The sequence below is a fragment of the Salinicola sp. RZ23 genome, from assembly GCF_003206675.1.
GTDB classification, from domain to species: Bacteria; Pseudomonadota; Gammaproteobacteria; order Pseudomonadales; family Halomonadaceae; genus Salinicola; species Salinicola endophyticus.
In genome coordinates this window covers 281,596-303,115 of record NZ_PZJK01000015.1, presented here as the reverse complement: position 1 = coordinate 303,115, position 21,520 = coordinate 281,596, and the positions used below count along the sequence as shown (strand labels likewise).

Sequence of the window (21,520 nt, the reverse complement as noted above, 5' to 3'; positions counted from 1 at the left end):
GGCGATCTCTAGAGACCAGCCTGGTGAGGCGCCCGGTGAAAGAGTCCGTGAGCCGGCTATGCGGGAGAGCGGCCCGTGTTGCGTCGTGGCGACCGGGCTCGTGAGCGGGGCGCATTGGCTGGGTATATAACGCTGATAGGGAAGGTCTTTCCCGCCCCCCGAACTGGGCTGGTATGATCGCGGCAACATTTTCCAAGGAGTCAAACAGTGGCGAGTTACGATTACGACCTGTTCGTCATCGGCGCCGGTTCCGGCGGCGTGCGTGCCGCGAGAACCGCGGCGGCAAACGGAGCACGGGTCGGGGTGGCCGAAGATCGCTACCTCGGCGGTACCTGTGTCAACGTCGGCTGCGTGCCGAAGAAGCTCTACTCCTACGCCGCGCACTTCCATGACGCCTTCGAGGATAGCGCCGGCTTCGGCTGGACCCTGCCGCAGGCACCCAGCTTCGACTGGGCCACCTTGCGCGACAACAAGGTGGCGGAGATCTCGCGCCTCAACGGAATCTATGGGCGTCTGCTCGACAACGCCGGCGTGACCCTGATCAACGGCCGCGCCAAGGTCGTGGACGCCCACACCCTGGAGATCGGCGGCGAACGTGTCAGTGCCGAGAAGATCCTGGTGGCGGTGGGCGGCTGGCCCTGGATTCCGCCGTTCGAAGGTAGCGATCTCGCCATCAGCTCCAATCAGGTGTTCGATCTCGAGCGCTTCCCCGAGCGCTTCCTGGTCCTGGGCGGCGGCTATATTGCGGTGGAGTTCGCCAGTATCTTCAACGGTCTGGGGGCCGATACCCATCTGGTCTACCGGGGTGACCTGTTCCTGCGCGGATTCGACCAGGAGGTGCGTCAATTCACCCGCGACGAGATGGCCAAGAAGGGCGTCAACCTTCACTTCGAGGCCAATATCGAGCGGATACGCCAGGTCGACAGCGGTCTGGAAGTGACCCTGACCAATGGCGAGCAGCTCGAGGTCGATGCGGTACTGTCGGCCACCGGCCGCCGCCCGCACCTGGAAGGGCTGGGTCTCGATGCCCTCGGCGTCGCGCTGAACGACGACGGCACGCTCAAGGTCAATGAGCGTTTCGAGACCTCGGTACCCTCGATCCTGGCCATTGGCGACGTCACCGGCGGCCCGGAGCTGACGCCCGTGGCGCTGGCGGAGGCGATGCATCTGGTGGCGCACCACTTCGTCGACCACTCGGATGGCAGCACGCCGGGGGCGCTCGACTACGACGACATTGCCACCGCGGTCTTCTGTCACCCCAATATCGGGACCGTCGGACTCTCCGAAGAGGAAGCCCGCGCGCGCTATGCGGCGATCCGTGTCTACAGCGCCGACTTCCGGCCGATGAAGCACACCCTTTCCGGCAGTGACGAGCGCTGCCTGATGAAGCTGATCGTCGATGACGAGAGCGATTGCGTGGTAGGCGCCCACATGGTCGGCGAGGAGGCCGGCGAGATCATCCAGGGGCTGGCCATTGCCGTCCGCGCACGGCTGACCAAAAGTGACTTCGACGCCACCGTGGGCATTCATCCGACCGCGGCGGAAGAGTTTGTCACCATGCGTAGCGTCACCCGCCGCTGAGCCTGTGCACAGCGTCCCTCGACGGCCACCTTCGGGTGGCCGTTTGCGTTGGCGGGTAGTCTCCCGCCGGATACTTCAGCAGCGCTCCTCGATCCTGCGGCGCGCGTTTTTTCCGTGCTGGTCTAGACTGAGAGCCGCGACAGGCGCTGTCGTGACGGCGCTCGCGAATATGGCATAACCATTGTTTATTGAAATCGGATGGGTGGATAACCTGCCGTTTGAAGCAGGCGCAACACCTTGTTATCCTGTTAAGACATTAGTCATAGCGATGGACAAGATGACCAATCCCAACCCGGCATTCACCCCTTCGGCGGATCTGGCAAGACCTACGGTGGCAGACGCGGTGGTCGGTAAGCCCGACATGCCGCTGTTCATCCGCAAGCCGACCACGGAGGACGGCTGGGGCATCTACGAGCTGGTCAAGGCGTGCCCGCCGCTCGATGTGAACTCCGGCTACGCCTATCTGCTGCTGGCCACGCAGTTCCGTGACAGCTGCGCCGTGGCGACCACCGAGGAGGGCGAGATCGTCGGCTTCGTCTCCGGCTACGTCAAAGCCGCGGCGCCCGACATCTACTTTCTATGGCAAGTCGCGGTGGGCGAGAAGGCGCGTGGTACGGGACTGGCACGCCGCTTGGTGGAGGCGGTACTGAGCCGCCCTGAGCTGGCAGGCGTCAACCATCTCGAGACCACCATCACCCCGGACAACCAGGCGTCCTGGGGGCTGTTCAAACGGCTGGCGGATCGCTGGCAGGCGCCACTGATCAGTCGCGAATACTTCTCCACCGATCAGCTCGGCGGCGAACACGACCCGGAAAATCTCGTCCGCATCGGCCCGTTCGACCCGCAGCACATCTGACTTTCGGCGCCGGCAGCTGGTGACACGACGCTGCCGGGCCATCTTCAAACTCCATCATTGACACATCCATCAACCAGGGAGGTTGCATGCAGACCCAGATTCTCGAACGTATGGAGTCCGAGGTACGGACTTATTCGCGCTCTTTCCCGACCGTCTTCACCACGGCCAAGGGCGCGCGTCTGACCGATGAGGCCGGGCGCGAATACATCGACTTTCTCGCCGGTGCCGGCACCCTCAACTACGGCCACAACCACCCCAAGCTGCAGGAAGCGCTGGTCGACTACATCACCAGTGACGGCATCACCCATGGGCTCGACATGTGGTCCCAGGCCAAGCGCGATTACCTGGAGACGCTGGAAGAGGTGATCCTCAAGCCGCGCGGACTCGACTACAAGGTGCATCTGCCGGGGCCGACCGGTACCAACGCCGTCGAAGCGGCGATCCGTCTTGCGCGTGTCGCCAAGGGCCGCCATAACATCGTCACCTTCACCAATGGCTTCCACGGCGTGACCATGGGGGCGCTGGCGACCACTGGTAATCGCAAGTTCCGTGAAGCCACCGGTGGCATCCCCACCCAGGGCGCGAGCTTCATGCCGTTCGACGGCTATCTCGGCGAAGGCAATGACACCCTCGACTACTTCGAGAAGCTGCTGGGTGACAAATCCGGCGGCCTCGACCTGCCCGCGGGTGTCATCATCGAGACCGTGCAGGGCGAGGGCGGCATCAACCCCGCCGGCCTCGACTGGCTGAAGCGTCTGGAGAGCATCTGCCGGGCCCACGATATCCTGCTGATCGTCGATGACATCCAGGCTGGCTGCGGGCGTACCGGCAAGTTCTTCAGCTTCGAGCACGCCGGTATCGTGCCGGACATCGTGACCAACTCCAAGTCGCTCTCCGCCTATGGTCTGCCGTTCGCCCATGTGCTGATGCGCCCCGAGTTGGACAAATGGAAACCGGGCCAGTACAACGGCACCTTCCGCGGCTTCAACATGGCCTTCGTCACCGCTGCCGCCGCCTTCAAGCACTTCTGGAGTGATGACAAGCTGGAGCGTGACGTTCAGCGCAAGGGCCGTATCGTCGAAGAGCGCTTCACCAAGATCGCTGCCTGGCTGACCGAGCGCGGCCATGAAGCCAGCGAGCGCGGCCGTGGTCTGATGCGCGGCATCGACGTGCGCAAGGGCGAGATCGCCGACAAGATCACTGCCAAGGCGTTCGAGAACGGCCTGATCATCGAGACCGCCGGCCAGGATGGCCAGGTGATCAAATGCCTCTGCCCGCTGGTGATCAGCGACGAAGACCTGCTCGAAGGTCTCGATATCCTCGAGCGCAGCGTGGAAGAAGCGCTGGCCTGAGGTCCATGACTTCGCCCGGGGGCGGTCGACATGAGCGCTCCCGGTAATCAGCAAGAACGTTCAGCGAAGCAGATAGCAAGGGCGTTTTGGCCCTGACTGTGACAGCCCTGGCGTTTATCCTCTCAAGGAGCAGAATCGATGATCGTACGTAACCTGGAAGAGTGCCGGAAGACCGAGCGTTTCGTCGAAGCCGAGAACGGCAACTGGGACAGCACTCGCCTGATGCTGGCCGACGACAACTGCGGTTTCTCGTTCAACATCACCCGTATCCACCCGGGCACGGAAACCCATATCCACTACAAGAACCATATCGAGGCGGTGTTCTGCTACGAGGGCGAAGGGGAAGTCGAGACCATCGCCGATGGCAAGATTCACACCATCAAGGCTGGCGATATGTATCTGCTCGATCAGCACGACGAGCATTGGCTGCGCGGCAAGGAGAAGGGCATGACCGTCGCTTGTGTCTTCCTGCCGGCGCTGACGGGGCGCGAAGTGCACCGCGAAGATGGCTCCTACGCACCGCCGGAAGCATGATCTGCGCGCCTCCCTATGCTGTCACTGTGGCTTCGTCACCCCTCGGGGCCGAGACTGACGCGATAGTGACAGGCACAGGGGCCGTGCGACAGTAGCGACAAAAGAAAGCCGTACGATAAAAGCCGTAAGCAAGAAAAAAGACGGGCAGCNNGCTGCCCGTCTTTTTATGGATGCCACTCTGGATGCCTTCATGGCTGCTGCCAGTGACGTCACGCCGTGTCACTGGCGGCAAAGGTCATCCCAGTGCCAGCGACACGATCGACTCCGCCATTGGCAGGCGGCTGTCGACCGACATCATCACGCTCAGCGCGGTGACCACCATGATCGAGAACCCGAACACCTTGCGGGCCCAGGCCTGATCGTCCTTTGCGCGATAGCCACGCAGGGTGATCCACAGCCAGTAGAGGCCCACTGCCGTGGCCACGATGGCATAGATCCAGCCCGTATAGCCGGCCACGCTCAGCATTACAGACGCCACCACGAACAGCGCCGTGTAGATCACGATATGCCGTTTGGCCACACCGATACCACACTTGACCGGCAGCACCGGAATCGACGCCGAGGCATAATCGTTGAAGCGGAAAATCGCGATCGCGTAGGAGTGGGGCATCTGCCAGATGCTGAAGATGATCAGCAACAGCAGGGCGCCCAAGTCGAACTGACCGCTCACGGCACAGTAGCCGATCACCGGCGGCGAGGCCCCGGAGAGGCTGCCGATCAGCGTGCCGTAGACCGAATTGCGCTTCAGGTAGAGGCTGTAGGCACCGACGTAGATCGCGAACCCGAAGGCAGCGAAGCCGGTGGCCAGCGGCGTGGTCTGCCACGCCAGCAGGCCGAAACCGAGCGTTCCGAGAATGCAGCCCACCACCAGCGCGACCGGAATCGAAACCTGTCCGGTGACCATGGCGCGCGACTTTGTGCGCGCCATGTGCCGGTCGATGTCCCGATCGATCACGTTGTTGAAGACGCAGCCGGAGGCCACGACCAGCGAAGTGCCGATCACCGCAGCAAAGAACAGCAGGGGGTCGAAACGGCCACCGGCGGCCAAGAAATAGCCGCCGATGACTGTCACGAGATTGCCGAAGATGATGCCGGGCTTGGTCAGCAGCAAATAGGGCTTGAGGGCCATTTGCGTGCTTAGTTCAGCATCATGTTGACGTGGATGTTGTGCATGATCCATAGGGAACCACCAATGATCAGCCCCAGAATACCGACCGTGAAGACGATGGCGATGAAGTTCCAGCCGCCTTCGGCCTTGGTATTCAGGTGCATGAATAGGACCAGCTGCACCAGCACCTGTGCGATGGCGGTGACCACTACGGTCACCATCATCACCGGCACGCTGAAGCCACCGGTCATGACCACACCGAACGCGATCAGCGTCAGCACGATCGAGATGATCAGACCAATGAAGTACGACTTGTAGCTGCCATGGCTGGCGCCGTCATGAGAGGTATGAATATCGCTCATGGTTACATGGCTCCAAACAGGTAGACGAAGGAGAAGACGCAGATCCAGACGATGTCCAGGAAGTGCCAGAACAGGCTCAGGCACAGCATGCGCGGCTTGGTGACGCTGTCGAGACCACGACGCGAGATCTGGATGAACATGGTCGCGATCCAGATCAGGCCGAAGGTCACGTGCAGGCCGTGGGTGCCGACCAGCGTGAAGAAGGCCGACAGGAAGGCGCTGCGATCCGGACCATGGCCCTGGGCGATGAGGTGATGGAATTCGTACACTTCCATCGCGACAAAGCCGAAGCCGAGCAGGAAGGTCACGGCCAGCCACTTGAGCACGGCGCCGCGATCACCGGCGTTCTGCGCCAGCACGGCGAGACCGAAGGTGAAACTACTCACCAGCAGCAGGAACGTCTCGACCAGCACGAAGGGCAGTTCGAAGATCTCCTGAGAGGTCGGGCCGCCGGCGGTGGCGGTACCCAGGACCCCGAAGGTGGCGAACAGGGATCCGAAGATCACCAGGTCGCTCATCAGGTAGATCCAGAAGCCGAACACCTTCATCGCGCCGGCGTCGTGGTGCTCATGCCCGTCGTGGGCATGAGCGTCGTGGTTAGTCAGGGTATCGGTTGCCATGGTTACGCCTGCATCTCCAACCGTTTGTGGTATTCACGCTCGGTCTTTTCGACCTCGGCAGCGGGGATGTGGTAGTCCACGTCATCGTTGTGGATACGCACCATGAAGGTCACGAACATCCCGATGGCGCCAACCGCGACCAGCCACCAGATGTGCCACACCAGAGCGAAGCCGAAGATCAGGCTGAACAGCCCCAGGATCGGACCTTCGTTGGTGTTCTTGGGCATGTGCACGTCTTCGAAGTGGGTCGACAGCTCACGCTTGAAGCCACCCGGCTGCTGCTTCATCTCCCAGTAGCTGTCGATGGAGTGCACCGTCGGCAGATGGGCGAAGTTGTAGTTCGGGGGCGGCGAAGAAGTGGACCACTCCAGGGTACGGGCATCCCACGGATCGCCAGTCACGTCGCGGTTCTTCTCGCGGTCGCGAATACTCACCACCAGCTGGATCACGATGCAGGCAATACCCATGGCGATGACCACGGCGCCGAACCAGGCGACGATCATCAGCGGCTGCCACTCGGTCTGCTCGTAGGACTGCATGCGACGCATGGCACCGAAGAAGCTCAGCGCGTAGAGCGGCATGAAGGCCAGGTAGAAGCCGACCAGCCAGCACCAGAAGGAGCGCTTGCCCCATTTTTCGCTCAGGGTGAAACCGAACGCTTTCGGGAACCAGTAGGTGAAGCCGGCCATCATGCCGAAGACCACGCCGCCGATGATGACGTTGTGGAAGTGGGCAATGACGAACAGGCTGTTGTGCAGCACGAAGTTGGCACCCGGTACCGCCAGCATGACGCCGGTCATACCACCCAGGGTAAAGGTGATGATGAAACCGATGGTCCACAGCACCGGGGCGGTGAACTCGAGACGGCCGCGGTACATGGTGAACAGCCAGTTGAAGATCTTCACGCCCGTGGGTATCGCGATGATCATCGTCGTGATGCCGAAGAAGGCGTTGACGTTGGCACCGGCACCCATGGTGAAGAAGTGGTGCAGCCAGACGATGAACGACAGGAAGGTGATCGCCACCGTGGCCCAGACCATGGTCTTGTAGCCGAACAGACGCTTCTTGGTGAAGGTCGAGATGACCTCGGAGAAGACACCGAACGCTGGCAGGATCAGGATGTACACCTCAGGGTGGCCCCAGGCCCAGATGAGGTTGACGTACATCATCTGGCTGCCGCCCATGTCGTTGGTGAAGAAGTGCATCCCCAGGTAGCGATCCAGCGTGAGCAGGGCGATGGTCGCGGTCAGGATCGGGAACGACAGGATGATCAGGACGTTGGTGCACAGTGCCGTCCAGGTGAAGATCGGCATGCGGAACAGCGACATGCCCTTGGTGCGCATCTTCAGGATGGTCACGAAGAAGTTGATGCCGGTCAGGGTCGTCCCGATACCCGATATCTGCAGTGACCATATCCAGTAGTCGACCCCGACATCGGGACTGTACTTCAACTCCGATAGTGGCGCGTAGGCCAGCCAGCCGGTCTTGGCGAATTCACCGATGACCAGCGAGACGTTGACCAGAATGACGCCGGCAGCGAAGAGCCAGAAGCTGACGTTGTTCATGAACGGGAAGGCAACGTCGCGAGCACCGATCTGCAGCGGCACCACCAGGTTCATCAGACCGATGACCATGGGCATGGCGACGAAGAAGATCATGATCACACCGTGAGCGGTGAAGATCTGATCGTAGTGGTGGGGCGGTAGGTACCCCTCGGCGCCACCAGCCGCTATGGCCTGCTGGGTACGCATCATGATCGCGTCGGCAAAGCCGCGGACCAGCATTACCAGGGCGACCAGGAAGTACATGATCCCGATCTTCTTGTGGTCGATGGAAGTGATCCAGTCGCGCCACAGATAGCCCCACTTGCGATAGTAGGTAATGAGCCCGACAACCAGGGCGCCGACGATTCCGATGACCGTCGCCGTGACCATGATGATCGGCTCATGGTAGGGAATCGAATCTAAGCTGAGTTTTCCGAACATGACGTTACTCCGCTGCCTGCGCACTCATGGGCATTGAAGGCTCCTGTGCTTGGTTGTGCTCGCCATGACTCTGCGGACCACCGTGACCAGACTTGTAGCTTCTGATCAGGTCGCCGTAGAAGTCGGGCGAAACCTGCGAGAAATACTGCACCGGCGCACCGATGCTCGGCTGTGCCAGCTTGTCGTAGTCGGCCGGGAACATCATCGTCTTGGGCGACTGCTTGACCTTGTCGACCCAGGCCTGGAAATCGGCTTGCGACGTCACATGGGCGTCGAACAGCATTTCCGAGAAACCTTCGCCGCTGTAGTGGGTCGAACGACCACGGAAGGTGCCGATCTCACTGCCTTCGAGATAGACGTCGTTGTTCATCCCGGCCATGGCATAGATCTGGCTGCCAAGGTTGGGAATCATGAACGAGTTCATCACCGTGCCCGAGGTAACCCGGAAATGCACAGGCGTGTTGACCGGCATGGCCAGCTCGTTGACCGTGGCGATGCCCTGTTCGGGATAGATGAACAGCCATTTCCAGTCGAGCGAGATCGCGTCGATGGTCATGGTTTCATCTTCACTGGCGATCGGCTTGTGCGGATCGTAAGTGTGCGACGTCTGCCAGGTGAGAATCCCCAGGAAGAGGATGATGACGCATGGGATGGCCCATACGAACAGCTCGATGACGTTGGAGTGCTCCCAGTTCGGCGTGTACTTGGCCGCCAGGTTGGTGCCGCGATACTTCCAGGCGAACAGGATGGTCATCACGATGACCGGAATGACCACGATCAGCATCAAACCGAAAGCGGTGATGATCAGCGACTTGAGCCCCTGACCGATAGGACCGCTAGGGTCCATCAGTGCCGAACCGCAACCGCTCAACAGCAGTGGCACGGTCAGCCACGTCATCACACTCAAATACTTGAGGGAGTTCCTTTTTCTCATCTCACGACCCCAGTGGAGGAAAGCTTTTGGCCCTGCAACATCGGCTAGCGGCCTGCATCATACGCCGCTCGCCAGGGCTGACAACTCGAATGACGAGGACCGCCGTTGCGATCGGCCTCGACAAGTCGCCAACGAAGTAGGGATTTCGCGGACGACATTGTACCTAAAAAAACCTTGCCCAGCAGGCCGGCGGCGGCAAAGTGCCGCGTGTGTGGCGATTTGTCGCACTGCCTGTCGCACCCTCTGACGTTGGTCGTCGCGCGGGCGCTTGGCGATCGTGTTACGACGCCATCCAGACTAGTTCATCGGCTTGCAGTGTGCGCTCTGAAGGCATAGCGCCTTCGACGTGATGGTCACGCGAGTCCGCTACTGAAAACGACGGCGCCCATCATGCTGATACCCGGGAGCGCATGCCAGACCGGGGTTCGGTGCGACCTGCGGTGCCGAGGCACAATCCAGCCAGCACATCCCAAGAGAAAGCGCATCTCAGGAGAGAAAAAGCGCATCGACAAGCATCTCAGACTGGCTGAATCAGAGAGCCCGGGGCGGCCGAACAGAAGGTATGGACGCATGGACGGCGGATCCGGATGACACGATGACAGGCTGACCAACGACCGGCCCAAAGTTCGCATAATATATATTATGTTAAATATGATGTGCGGAGAACCGATGCAAGACAGCCTGGGCTGACCCGAGTCGATATGCCAGCCGCTTGTCTGGCCTGTCTCCTTCACTCGTCAGCGTATCTCGAGGCAGCCCGCTAGCCAGCCTTCTTCCTTTCTTTACCTTTGCCACGCGTGCGTGGCCGCTCGGTTCCCGGCCAGTCGTCTGGTGGCTCTGCTTACGGTGAGCGCGTAGAATGGCCAATTCTTTGAACAACGGCTCGGGATTGTCGATGATCGACTCGGATGCCCTGCTCAGACAGGCAGACCAACAGTGCCAGGAACGCGGTGTGCGCTTCACACCGATCCGGCGCCGCGTGCTCGAACTGATCTCCACCACACCCGGTGGGCTCAAGGCTTACGATCTACTCGACCGGCTCTCCGACGAACATGCCGCAGCGCGTCCGCCAACGGTCTATCGTGCGCTCGACTTTCTCATCGAGCAGGGTCTGGTGCACCGCATCGAATCGCTCAACGCCTATATTGCCTGCCCGTGCCCGGAGCACGTGCATCGTTTCCAGCTATTGATCTGTCGTCACTGCGGCCGTGTCGAGGAGCTGCATCAGGAAGCCGTTGGCGAATTACTGGCGAGTACGGCGCGTGAACGCGGCTTCACCATCCAGCGCCAGACCATCGAGCTGCTGGGTACTTGCGACACCTGTCGCGATAGCGCCTGAGCGCGCCTGAAGAACCCTCGGAACCTACCCGGCGAGAGCCTATTTTCCCCAGCCAACGAGAGACACCATGTCACGCCTGTTTCACGATCTGGAGAACGCTGCGGCCGGCACGCAAGTGTCGCTGGCCGAGCTCATCGAGAATGCCCGCTGGAACGCCGACGGTCTGATGCCGGCGATCGCGCAGCAGCACGATAGCGGCGAAGTGCTGATGATGGCCTGGATGAACGCCGCTGCCCTGCGCGAAACGCTGCAGACCGGCCAGGTCTGTTACTGGTCACGTTCACGCCAGACCTTCTGGCGCAAGGGCGAGACTTCGGGTCAACGCCAGCGTCTGATCGAGGCGCGCCTCGACTGTGATGGCGACACCCTGCTGCTCAAGGTCGAACAGACCGGCCCTGCCTGCCACACCGGGCGCCGCGACTGCTTCTACATTCGTCTTTCCGAAGAGACCGGCGAGGTCGATCGCGAACCGCTGATCGCGCCCGAGGAGCTCTACGGCACGCCGCGCTGATCCGATGCTGCGCCGCCTCGCCACGACACTCATGACCGGGATGATCCAGGGGTATCGTTACCTGATCAGCCCCCTGCTCGGCCCCCGCTGCCGCTTTTGGCCGACCTGTTCCAGCTATGCGCTGGAGGCGATCAAGCTGCACGGGCCGTGGCGTGGCGGCTGGCTGACGCTCAAGCGGTTGAGCAAGTGCCATCCGCTGCACCCGGGTGGCGTCGACCCGGTGCCCGAGCCACAGCATCGTTGCGGCTGCGCGGCTCGCGAGACGTCCCGCGACGGCGCTATCCACGACACTCCTGTCCACGACACCCACGATGGCACACGCGACGGCAGTTGCCAGAGAACAGCTGACGCCACGTCCGCCTCCGAACACGACAAAGACCGCGACTCGCGCTGACTAGTGCAGGCGATGTCGCGGCGCGGCGGTTCAGGCGGCCTGAGCGTCACGTGCGGTGGCGTGGATGCGCTCCAGCATGGCGTGCAGCCCGTTGCTGCGCGTGGGCGACAGGTGCTTGTCGAGCCCCAGTTCGGCGAGGAAGGTCGGCTGGCTGTCGAGAATCTCCTGCGGCTCCCGCGCGTCGTAAATGCGCAGCAGAATCGCGATCAGCCCGCTGACGATGGCCGCATCCGAGGTGGCGCGGAAACGTAACCGCCCTGCTTCCGGTGTCGCGGTCATCCACACGCTGGACTGACACCCTTCTATCTTGTGCGCCGGGGTACGCTCCGCTTCCGGGAACGGTGGCAACTGACGCCCCATGTCGATGATGTACTGATAGCGATCCATCCAGTTGTCGAACATCGAGAATTCGTCGAGCAGTTCGGCCTGGGCCTGTGCGATGCTCATGGGCTCTCCTTGGTTGGCGATCGCGCCATTATAGAGGCTCTTGGCGGCCTACCCCAGCCACACCGGTGGCATGCCCATGACGAATCGATTTTACGTATCGTTTTTACGTAAATGGCCTATGCTGTCAGCGAGGCCGTCAGGGTTCCCTACACCGACTCGACGGCAGAACGAAGGAAAGCGCCGCAGAAGCGCTTCCGAGAAGTGAACAAGATACGAAGTTATCAGAGCACAGGGAGCACCACATGGCTCGTAACGGCATCCGCTACGACGACGTCTGTCGCGCGATCGAGACCTTGAAACACCGCGGTGAAACGGTCAGCGTGCAGAAGATCCGCGATTTCCTCGGCACCGGCAGCTACACCACCATCAGCGACCACCTGCGCGAATGGCGCCTGCGCCAGGACACCAGCGCCGTCAGCAGCATTCCTCGCACCCAAGAGCGCCCGGAGCTGCTCGAGGGCTGGGTCGCCGACATCTGGGACAAGGCGCAGCAGGCGGCCTACGAAAAGCTTGCGGTCTATCGTCAGCAGGCCGACGAGCAGATTCTCGACGCCAACGAGGCCAGCCAGGCCGCGCAGCGCCAGTGCGAGGATGCCGAACAGCGACTCGCAGCGCTCAACGAGCACATGCTCAACGCCCAGGAGCGGCTCGAGAAAAAGACCAATGAAGCGGCGCATCTACAGGCGGAGCTGCAGGCGCTACAGGCGCAGCAGCAGCAGCAGCAGAAACGCCTGACCCAGCTGGAGCAGACCTGCCAGCGCCATCAGCAGGCGCTGGAACAGGCCGAACGGCAGCACCGCGAGGCGCTGGCCAAGCAGCAGCAGACCCATCAGACCAAGCTGGCCCAGGAAGAGAAGCGCCACGAGGCTGCCGAGAGCCGACTGATGACCCTGCTCGACGAGGCGCGCCAGGAACGACTCAAGCAGGAAAAGCAGTATGAGCAGCGCTTGTCGACGCTGGATCAGCGCAGCGAGCGACTGCAGATCGATCTCTCCGAGCAGCGCCGGCAGTACACCCAGCTGCAGGAGTCACTGCGCGCCGACAAGGCGCACACCGAGCAGCTCGAGAGCGAGCGCCGCCTGAGCGACGACCGTCAGCAGACGCTGCAGCAGGAGAAACAGCGCCTGGAGACCGAGCTGAAAAATCTGCGCGCCTCCAACCGCGAGCTGCATGATCGCCTCTCCCGCGCCGCCCTGCCCCCGACCGCTGTCTGAGCGCCGCTCCTGCGCGACCCCGCCCCGACTGACGGTCTAACGCGGATCGTCATGTTCGGGAAGCGGCAGCCCGGCTTCCTCGTAATAGCGCCGCGCCCCCTGATGCAGTGGCGCGGTCAACCCCGCGTTGCTCATCTCCTCGGGGTCGAGTGTCGCCAGTGAGGGGTGCCGTGACCGCAGCGCCTCGAGGTGCGCGAATACCGCCGCGACCAGGGCGTGAACGGTCTCCTCGTCGACGTCCGCGCGCGTCATCAGCGTCGCACGCACGCCGAAGGTGTGGATATCCTCGGGGGTGTGCGCATAGGTGCCACCGGGAATCGTGACCCGGGTGTAGTAGGGATGGCGCTCGAGCAACCGGTCCACGCCCACACCCTCGACGTTGACCAGATGGCCGTGGCAGTCGCGGGTCGCAGCCTCGATCGCCTGTACCGGAAACCCCACCACGTAGACAAAGGCGTCGAGGCGCCCTGCACAGAATACCTGCAGCATGTCTTCCGGGCGCAACTCACCGGCCAGGGCGAAGACGTTCTCGGATTGGCCCCGGGCCGCGAGCAGCGCATCCAGGGTGACCCGGTGGCCGGAGCCCGGGTTGCCGACATTGACTTGCCGCTCGCGCAGATCGCTGAAGCGCTGAATTCCGGGGTCCGTCGCCACCACGGTAAAGGCTTCCGATTGCAGCGAGAAGAGTGCACGCAGATCCGGCGCAGGGGCGCTGTCGTAGAAGAGGCCGCTACCGTTCAGCGCGGCGTATTGGATGTCCGACTGCACGATACCGAACGTCAGATCCCCATTGCGCACCGCGGTGGCGTTGTACTGCGAGCCGCCGGTGATGCGCGCCTGACACCGTTGCCCGGTCGCCGCCTCATACAAGTGGCAGATCTCCTGACCCGCGGGCCAGTAGACGCCGTAGGTATCGCCGGTACCGATGGTGATCGCCCCGACGGCCTGCGCCGGCATCGACACCGTCCACACGGCCGCCGCTGCCAGCCAGCCGGCCAGCGTCCGGCCCCCCACTCCACCTACTAACCCTGATCGCATGTTCGCCTGTTGCTGTTGTTATGGGATGACTACCTGTCTCTTGCCCAGCGGAAGGCGCGCCGCGCCCTGGGGCAATATTAGATTATGCCGAGGTAATTGACAGATTGTCAGGTCATAGGCGGTCGGGATCGCGGAGCCAGCGCTGCCGCCGCTGGGTCCAGGGGGAAACGAGCGGGCCCAAGGGGGAAACGAGCATGAAAAAAGCGCTCGGGCGAGCGCTTTTCGAGACGGGCAGTCGGGCCGGTGGCAACCACCGGCGCCTACGATCAGTAGTAGGCGTTGGTGGTGTCGGTGTGATCGGTGACGTCACGGATGCCGGCGAGTTCGGGGATACGCTCCATCAGGGTGCGCTCCACACCCTCTTTCAGCGTCAGGTCGACTGCGGCACATCCCTGGCAGCCGCCGCCGAACTGCAGCACGGCGACCTGCTCGTCGGTGAGCTGGATCAGGCGGATTTCGCCACCATGCGCGGCGAGCCCAGGGTTGATCTCGCTGTAAAGGATGTAATTGACACGATCTTCCAAGGGGCTGTCGGCGTTGACCTTGGGCATCTTGGCGTTGGGCGCCTTGATTGTCAGCTGCCCGCCCATGCGGTCCGGGTTGAAGTCGACCACGGCCTCTTCCAGGAACGGCACGCTGTTCTTGTCCAGAAAGACGTCGAACTTCTCCAGCGTGAGGCGCTCGTCGCTGGGCTCTTCTTCGCCCGGACGGCAGTAGGCCAGGCAGGTCTCGGCATAGGGCGTGCCCGGCTGGGTGATGAACACCCGCACCGCAATGCCCTCGACGTTCTGCTTGGCCAGCAGTTCGGCCAGGTACTCCTGTCCGCTTTCGGTGATCTGAATCGGTTGGCTCATGTCGCTGCGAACTCTGCTTGAGAAGTGGTGAAACGAGATGTCGTGACGCTAGGGGGCTCTGATCTCGTGGATGGTCACCATGGTAGAAAAAAGCGGCCTCCAAGACAATCCCGAGTGATTTAGTCAGGAAAGTGGCGGTATCCCTCCGACAGTCCCGGTGAGTCTCGCCTGCCCGCGCTTTCTGCTACTCTGTGGCCCCCACTGCGCTCGACTGAGCCTGGGGCCGCCTGAGTGCATCCACGCATCCTTTTACCGAGCCGTTCCGCCGCAGGAGATCCGCATGGCCGCTCACCGCAGACCGTCGATCGAGACCCTGACCCAGACCCTCGACGCGCGCATCGTGATTCTCGACGGCGGCATGGGCACCATGCTTCAGGAGTACCGCCTCGACGAGGCCGATTTCCGCGGCGAGCGCTTCGCCGACTGGCCCAGTGAACTCAAGGGTAACAACGACCTGCTGACCTTGACCCAACCAGCGGTGGTCGGCGCGATCCATCGCGCCTATCTGGAAGCGGGCGCCGATATCGTCGAGACCAACACCTTCAACGCCACCCGTCTGTCGCAGTCGGACTACGGCATGGAGGCGCTGGTGCCTGAACTCAATCGCGAGGCTGCCCGCCTGGCCCGTGAGGCCTGCGATGCGGTGGCCGCCGAGAGCGGCGTGCCGCGTTACGTGGCCGGCGTCCTCGGCCCGACCTCGCGCACGGCGTCGCTCTCCCCCGATGTCAACGATCCAGCCAAGCGTAACGTTACCTTCGACGCCCTGCGCGACAACTATACCGAAGCCGCGAGCGCGCTGATTGAGGGTGGTGCCGATCTGATCCTGATCGAGACCATCTTCGATACCCTCAACGCCAAGGCGGCGATCTACGCCCTGGAGGCGCTGTTCGAAGCCCGCGGCGAGCGGCTGCCGGTGATGATCTCCGGCACCATCACCGATGCCTCCGGGCGCACCCTGTCGGGACAGACCACCGAGGCGTTCTGGAACGCGGTACGTCACGCGCGACCGCTGGCGGTGGGGCTCAACTGCGCCCTGGGTGCGGAGGAGCTGCGCCCCTATCTCGAGGAGCTCTCCCACAAGGCCGACACCTTCGTCTCCGCTCACCCCAATGCCGGCCTGCCCAACGAGTTCGGCGAGTATGACCAGAGCGCCGAGGAGATGGCCGCGATCGTGCGCGAGTTCGCCGAGAGCGGCATGCTCAACGTGATCGGCGGCTGCTGCGGCACCACGCCTGAGCATATCGCCGCGGTCCGGCGGGCGGTCGACGGCCTGGCGCCGCGGCGCATCCCCGAGCGCCCTGCCGCCTGTCGCCTCTCCGGCCTCGAACCGTTCAACATCGAGGCGCAGTCGCTGTTCGTCAACGTCGGCGAGCGCACCAACGTCACCGGCTCGGCGCGCTTCAAGCGGCTGATCCAGGAGGAGGATTACACCACCGCCCTGGAAGTGGCGCTGGAGCAGGTCGAGAACGGTGCCCAGGTGATCGACATCAACATGGACGAGGGCATGCTGGAGTCGCAGGAGGCGATGGTGCGCTTCCTCAACCTGATCGCCGGCGAGCCCGACATCGCCCGGGTGCCGATCATGGTCGACTCCTCCAAGTGGGAGATCATCGAAGCCGGCCTCAAGTGCATCCAGGGCAAGGCGATCGTCAACTCGATCTCGCTCAAGGAAGGCGAAGCCTCGTTCCGCCACCAGGCCACCGAGTGCCGGCGTCACGGTGCCGCCATCGTGGTCATGGCGTTCGACGAGCAGGGCCAGGCCGACACCTTCACGCGCAAGACCGAGATCTGTGAACGCGCCTATCGGCTGCTGGTGGACGACATCGGCTTCCCCGCCGAGGACATCATCTTCGATCCCAACATCTTCGCCATCGCCACCGGGATCGAGGAGCACGACAACTACGCCGTCGATTTCATCGAGGCCACCCGCTGGATCCATGACCACCTGCCCCACGCGATGATCTCGGGCGGCGTCTCCAACGTGTCGTTCTCGTTCCGCGGCAACAATACCGTGCGTGAGGCGATCCACTCGGTCTTCCTTTATCACGCGGTCAAGGCGGGCCTCACCATGGGCATCGTCAATGCCGGCCAGCTGGCGGTCTACGACGACCTCCCGACGGCCCTGCGCGAGGCGGTCGAGGATGTCGTGCTCAACCGCCGCAGCGATGGCACCGAGCGCCTGCTCGAGATCGCCGAGCAGTATCGTGGCGACGCCACCGGTGGGCCGAAGAAGGAGGATCTCGAGTGGCGCGGCTGGGCGGTCGACAAGCGCATCGAGCACGCCCTGGTCAAGGGCATCACCGCCTACATCGAAGAGGATACCGAAGCCGCGCGGGCGGCGGCCGAGCGCCCCATCGAGGTGATCGAGGGGCCGCTGATGGATGGCATGAACGTGGTCGGCGATCTCTTTGGCGCCGGCAAGATGTTCCTGCCCCAGGTGGTCAAGTCGGCCCGCGTCATGAAGCAGGCGGTAGCCTATCTGATCCCCTATATCGAGGCGGAGAAGTCCGGCGAGAGCCAGTCCAAGGGCAAGATCGTGATGGCCACGGTCAAGGGCGATGTCCACGATATCGGCAAGAACATCGTCGGCGTGGTGCTGCAGTGCAACAACTACGAGGTGATCGATCTCGGCGTGATGGTCCCCACCGAGAAGATACTCAAGACCGCTCGCGACGAGGGCGCCGACATCATCGGGCTCTCGGGGCTGATCACCCCTTCACTCGACGAGATGGTTCACGTGGCCAAGGAGATGCAGCGCCAGGGCTTCACCCTGCCGCTGCTGATCGGCGGTGCCACCACCTCCAAGGCGCACACCGCGGTCAAGATCGCCCCGCAGTATGCCGAGCCGGTGATCTACGTCAGCGACGCCTCGCGCGCGGTGGGCGTGGCCAGCCGCCTGCTCTCGCCCACCCACAAGTCGGACTACGTTGCCGACATCCGGCGCGAGTACGACCAGGTGCGCGAGCGCAACGCCAAGCGCCGGCCCAAGGCGGCCGATCTGGACTACGCCGAGGCGCGCCAGCGGCGATTCCAGGCGGACTGGCAGAACTTCGCGCCGGTAACGCCCGCGCAACCCGGCCTGACGGTGTTCGACGACTACGACCTCGACGAGCTGGTCCCGCGCATCGACTGGACGCCGTTCTTCATGACTTGGCAGTTGGCGGGCAAGTATCCGCGCATCCTCGACGACGAGGTGGTCGGCGAGGCCGCGCGCAACCTGTTCCGCGATGCCCAGGCGATGCTGCGTCGGCTGATCGACGAGAAGCATCTGCGTGCCCGCGGGGTGATCGGGCTATGGCCGGCCAATAGCGTCGATGACGATGTCATCGAGGTTTATGCCGACCCGCAGCGCTCGCAGGTCGTCGAACGGCTACACCATGTGCGCCAGCAGAGCACCAAGGGGCGTGACGGACTCTGCTACAGCCTGGCCGACTTCATTGCCCCGCGCTACGACGCGGATGGCCAGGAGCGCGATCAGCTCGACTGGATCGGCGGTTTCGCCGTCACCACCGGCCATGGCGCGGACGAGCTGGCCAAGCGCTATGAGGCGGCCGGCGACGACTACAATGCGATCCTGGTCCAGGCGCTGGCCGACCGCCTCGCCGAGGCCTTCGCCGAGCGCCTGCACGAACGCGTGCGCAAGGAGTTCTGGGGCTATGTGCCCGAGGAGACGCTGGACAACGACGCCCTGATCGCGGAGAAATATCAGGGTATCCGCCCTGCCCCGGGCTACCCGGCATGCCCCGATCATACCGAGAAGGCGACCCTGTTCCGGCTGCTGGATGCCACCGAGCACAGCGGGCTCACTCTGACTGACAGCTTCGCCATGTGGCCCGCGGCGGCGGTCTCCGGTTGGTACTTCGCGCATCCGGCCTCGAAGTACTTCTCCACCGGCAAGATCGGCCGCGATCAGGTCGAGGCGCTGGCTGCGCGCAAGGGACTTGCCCTGCCCGAGATGGAGCGCTGGCTGGCGCCGGTGCTCTCCTATGACCCAGACGACACGGTAGCGCCCGCCGCCCAGGCTTCCTGAGCGCGACCCGGCGGCTAATAACGCTTAAGCAACAAATTATGATCATTTATTCTTTTGTAGAATAAAACAGAGGCGCTAAGGTGCCCGTGTTGGCAATCCATGACTAGCAGGATTCGGCCCGATGTATCGCTACGATGCCTATGACCAGACGCTCGTCGACGAGCGCGTAGACCAGTTTCGCGACCAGATGGATCGCTACCTCGCCGGTAAGCTGGGCGAAGAAGAGTTCCGTCCCGTTCGACTCCAGAATGGTCTCTATATTCAGCGCCATGCGCCGATGCTGCGCATCGCCATCCCCTACGGCATGCTCAGCAGCGCGCAACTGCGCGCCCTGGCGGCGATCACCCGCCGCTACGACCGCGGCTATGGCCACTTCACCACGCGCCAGAATCTGCAGCTCAACTGGCCGGCGCTGGAAGACGTGCCCGAGATCCTGGCCGATCTGGCCAAGGTGCAGATGCACGCCATCCAGACCAGTGGCAACTGTATCCGCAACACCACCAGCGACCAGTTCGCGGGGATCGCCAAGGACGAAGTGGTCGACCCAAGGCCCTGGTGCGAACTGATCCGGCAGTGGTCCACCCTCCACCCGGAGTTCGCCTACCTGCCGCGCAAGTTCAAGATCGCGGTGACCGGTGCCACCGATGATCGCGCGGCGATTCACGTCCATGACATTGGCCTGCGCCTGTGGCTCGACGATGCCGGCGAGCTGCGCGTGCGTGTGCTCGCCGGGGGCGGCATGGGTCGTACACCGATGATCGGGGAAGTCGTGCGTGAGGATCTGCCCTGGCAGCACCTGCTCACCTACCTCGAAGCGATCGTGCGCGTCTACAACCAGTTCGGCCGCCGCGACAACAAGTTCAAGGCCCGCATCAAGATCCTGGTCAAGGCCCTGGGCGTCGAGGAGTTCACCCGCCGCGTCGAGGCCGAGTGGGCGCATCTCAAGGATGGCCCGCAGACCTTGAACGAAGGTGCGGTGGACGAAGCCAAGACGCACTTCCCCGAGCCGGCGCGTCGCCCGGTCGCCGAATCCGCGATCGTCGCCTACGAGGCACTTCGCCAGGAAAATCGCGCCTTTGCCCGTTTCGTGACCAACAACGTGATGGATCACAAGGTACCTGGCTACAAGGCGGTCACGCTGTCGCTGAAACGTCGCGAGGCGGCCCCGGGCGATATTACCGCCGATCAGATGGACGCGGTGGCGGATCTCGCGGAGAGCTTCGGCTTCGGCGAGCTACGTGTTACCCACGAACAGAACCTGGTGCTCTCCGACGTGCCGGTGGACGAGATCGAGACCCTGTGGCAGCAGCTCGATGCCCTGGGCATGGCCAACCCCACCGTGGGCACCTTGAACGACATCATCTGCTGCCCGGGCGGTGACTTCTGCTCGTTGGCCAACGCGGTCTCGATCCCTATCGCCCAGGCGATTCAGGAGCGCTTCGAGGACCTCGATTTCCTGTATGACCTGGGTCCGATCGATCTCAACATTTCCGGCTGCATGAACGCCTGCGGGCATCACCATGTCGGCAATATCGGCATCCTCGGCGTCGACAAGAAAGGCGAGGAGTACTATCAGATTTCGCTGGGCGGCAACGCCGACGACGACGTATCGTTGGGCAAGATCCTAGGCCCCTCCTTCTATCGCGAGGATGTCCCGGACGTCATCGACAAGGTTCTGAAGGTCTACGTCGAAAAGCGCCTCGACGACGAGCGCTTCCTCGATACCTATCGTCGTGTCGGTCACCAGGCTTTCAAGGAGCGGGTCTATGCCTGAATCGGATACCTCACTCGAATCGCGCGAGGTGGTCACTACCCGTGTGCCGCTGATCAAGCTGGGGCAGCAGGTCGAGGATACCTGGGTGCTGTCCCGCGATACGGAGAGCCTGCCCGAGAGCCGTCCGGCGATCGTGCCGCTGGCGCTGTGGCAAGAGCACACCGACGACAGCGAGCTGGCGCCCTGGCTGCCCAGCGATACCGAGCTGACGTCGGCGCTGGTTGCCACCCTCGAGCGGGAAGCGCTGGTCGCGATCGACTTCCCCGCTTTCACCGACGGCCGCGGCTATACTCTTGCCCGGCTGCTGCGCGAACGCTTCGGCTACGCTGGCGAGATTCGCGCCATCGGGGATGTGCTCATCGATCAGCTCTACTACATGAGCCGCTGTGGCTTCGATGCCCTGGCCCTGCGCGAGGACCAAGATGTCGAAGCGGCGCTGCGCGCGCTCAAGGCGTTCAGCGTCAGCTATCAGCCGGCGGTGGATCTCCACGAGCCGCTGTTCGCCCGCCGTCTGCGTGAGCATCGAGCTGGGTGAACCCGGCTCAGCGACGAAAAAACCCCGGTTCACACCGGGGTTTTTTATGGCT

The 21,520-nt window shown here is 62.9% G+C and carries 18 protein-coding genes and 1 pseudogene; 11 read left to right on the top strand and 8 right to left on the bottom strand.

Annotated features, from left to right (window positions below; genetic code table 11):
* Nucleotides 1–207 precede the first annotated feature (207 nt).
* The 4 genes from gorA (at nucleotide 208) to DOM67_RS16220 (ending at nucleotide 4,323) form a co-directional block, all read left to right on the top strand.
* Entirely contained in the window at nucleotides 208–1,581 is a 1,374-nt protein-coding gene (gorA, locus tag DOM67_RS16235; protein WP_110677795.1) for a glutathione-disulfide reductase, read from the top strand.
* 277 nt (nucleotides 1,582–1,858) lie between these two features.
* On the top strand, nucleotides 1,859–2,437 hold the full coding sequence (gene ectA, locus DOM67_RS16230; RefSeq protein ID WP_106420690.1) for a diaminobutyrate acetyltransferase: 579 nt from the start codon (nucleotides 1,859–1,861) through the stop codon (nucleotides 2,435–2,437).
* Nucleotides 2,438–2,523: 86 nt separating this feature from the next.
* Complete coding sequence (gene ectB, locus DOM67_RS16225) at nucleotides 2,524–3,789, top strand: diaminobutyrate--2-oxoglutarate transaminase (protein WP_110677792.1); 1,266 nt, start codon at nucleotides 2,524–2,526, stop codon at nucleotides 3,787–3,789.
* 138 nt (nucleotides 3,790–3,927) lie between these two features.
* Nucleotides 3,928–4,323 (top strand): ectoine synthase, encoded by a 396-nt coding sequence (locus tag DOM67_RS16220; RefSeq protein ID WP_035473384.1) that lies wholly within the window; start codon nucleotides 3,928–3,930, stop codon nucleotides 4,321–4,323.
* 235 nt (nucleotides 4,324–4,558) lie between these two features.
* Here the strand turns inward: DOM67_RS16220 and cyoE are convergent, their stop codons facing one another.
* From cyoE to cyoA, 5 genes are read right to left on the bottom strand one after another with little or no spacing between them, the layout of a single operon-like run.
* Nucleotides 4,559–5,452 (bottom strand): heme o synthase, encoded by an 894-nt coding sequence (gene cyoE / locus DOM67_RS16215; RefSeq protein WP_110677790.1) that lies wholly within the window; start codon nucleotides 5,450–5,452, stop codon nucleotides 4,559–4,561.
* A gap of 8 nt (nucleotides 5,453–5,460) precedes the next feature.
* On the bottom strand, nucleotides 5,461–5,793 hold the full coding sequence (gene cyoD / locus DOM67_RS16210; RefSeq protein ID WP_110677788.1) for a cytochrome o ubiquinol oxidase subunit IV: 333 nt from the start codon (nucleotides 5,791–5,793) through the stop codon (nucleotides 5,461–5,463).
* Between the two features lie 2 nt (nucleotides 5,794–5,795).
* Entirely contained in the window at nucleotides 5,796–6,413 is a 618-nt protein-coding gene (cyoC, locus tag DOM67_RS16205) for a cytochrome o ubiquinol oxidase subunit III (protein ID WP_106420190.1), read from the bottom strand.
* 2 nt (nucleotides 6,414–6,415) lie between these two features.
* On the bottom strand, nucleotides 6,416–8,398 hold the full coding sequence (cyoB, locus tag DOM67_RS16200; protein ID WP_110677786.1) for a cytochrome o ubiquinol oxidase subunit I: 1,983 nt from the start codon (nucleotides 8,396–8,398) through the stop codon (nucleotides 6,416–6,418).
* Between the two features lie 4 nt (nucleotides 8,399–8,402).
* A complete protein-coding gene (gene cyoA, locus DOM67_RS16195; RefSeq protein ID WP_232825286.1) occupies nucleotides 8,403–9,296 on the bottom strand; it encodes a ubiquinol oxidase subunit II in 894 nt (297 codons plus the stop codon).
* Between the two features lie 931 nt (nucleotides 9,297–10,227).
* On the opposite strand from cyoA, the gene DOM67_RS16190 reads away from it, so the two are divergent.
* From DOM67_RS16190 to yidD, 3 genes and pseudogenes are all read left to right on the top strand, one after another.
* The gene (locus DOM67_RS16190; RefSeq protein WP_110677782.1) at nucleotides 10,228–10,671 is read left to right on the top strand and encodes a transcriptional repressor; all 444 of its coding nucleotides are present in this window, start codon (nucleotides 10,228–10,230) and stop codon (nucleotides 10,669–10,671) included.
* 67 nt (nucleotides 10,672–10,738) lie between these two features.
* Entirely contained in the window at nucleotides 10,739–11,182 is a 444-nt protein-coding gene (gene hisI / locus DOM67_RS16185) for a phosphoribosyl-AMP cyclohydrolase (protein ID WP_198651842.1), read from the top strand.
* A 4-nt stretch (nucleotides 11,183–11,186) separates the two neighbouring features.
* A pseudogene (gene yidD / locus DOM67_RS20180) lies at nucleotides 11,187–11,411 on the top strand (membrane protein insertion efficiency factor YidD); the annotation flags it as partial.
* A gap of 195 nt (nucleotides 11,412–11,606) precedes the next feature.
* Here the strand turns inward: yidD and DOM67_RS16175 are convergent.
* Nucleotides 11,607–12,023 carry a SufE family protein gene (locus DOM67_RS16175; protein ID WP_110677778.1) on the bottom strand — a complete coding sequence of 139 codons (417 nt, stop codon included), beginning with the start codon at nucleotides 12,021–12,023 and terminating at the stop codon, nucleotides 11,607–11,609.
* 242 nt (nucleotides 12,024–12,265) lie between these two features.
* On the opposite strand from DOM67_RS16175, the gene DOM67_RS16170 reads away from it, so the two are divergent.
* Nucleotides 12,266–13,237 (top strand): DNA-binding protein, encoded by a 972-nt coding sequence (locus DOM67_RS16170; protein WP_110677776.1) that lies wholly within the window; start codon nucleotides 12,266–12,268, stop codon nucleotides 13,235–13,237.
* Between the two features lie 36 nt (nucleotides 13,238–13,273).
* On the opposite strand, the gene DOM67_RS16165 is transcribed toward DOM67_RS16170, so the two are convergent.
* Nucleotides 13,274–14,275, bottom strand: coding sequence for a TAXI family TRAP transporter solute-binding subunit (locus tag DOM67_RS16165; protein ID WP_110677774.1), 1,002 nt, complete (start codon nucleotides 14,273–14,275; stop codon nucleotides 13,274–13,276).
* A gap of 266 nt (nucleotides 14,276–14,541) precedes the next feature.
* Entirely contained in the window at nucleotides 14,542–15,129 is a 588-nt protein-coding gene (gene nfuA, locus DOM67_RS16160) for a Fe-S biogenesis protein NfuA (protein ID WP_110677772.1), read from the bottom strand.
* 280 nt (nucleotides 15,130–15,409) lie between these two features.
* Here nfuA and metH point away from each other — a divergent pair, with 280 nt between their 5' ends.
* The 3 genes from metH (at nucleotide 15,410) to DOM67_RS16145 (ending at nucleotide 21,468) form a co-directional block, all read left to right on the top strand.
* Entirely contained in the window at nucleotides 15,410–19,159 is a 3,750-nt protein-coding gene (gene metH / locus DOM67_RS16155; RefSeq protein ID WP_110677770.1) for a methionine synthase, read from the top strand.
* A gap of 121 nt (nucleotides 19,160–19,280) precedes the next feature.
* Nucleotides 19,281–20,933 (top strand): nitrite/sulfite reductase, encoded by a 1,653-nt coding sequence (locus DOM67_RS16150; protein ID WP_110677768.1) that lies wholly within the window; start codon nucleotides 19,281–19,283, stop codon nucleotides 20,931–20,933.
* Nucleotides 20,926–21,468, top strand: a complete 543-nt coding sequence (locus DOM67_RS16145) for a DUF934 domain-containing protein (protein WP_110677766.1) — start codon at nucleotides 20,926–20,928, stop codon at nucleotides 21,466–21,468. The genes DOM67_RS16150 and DOM67_RS16145 overlap by 8 nt, the downstream gene beginning before the upstream one ends.
* The last annotated feature ends 52 nt before the right edge of the window (nucleotides 21,469–21,520 follow it).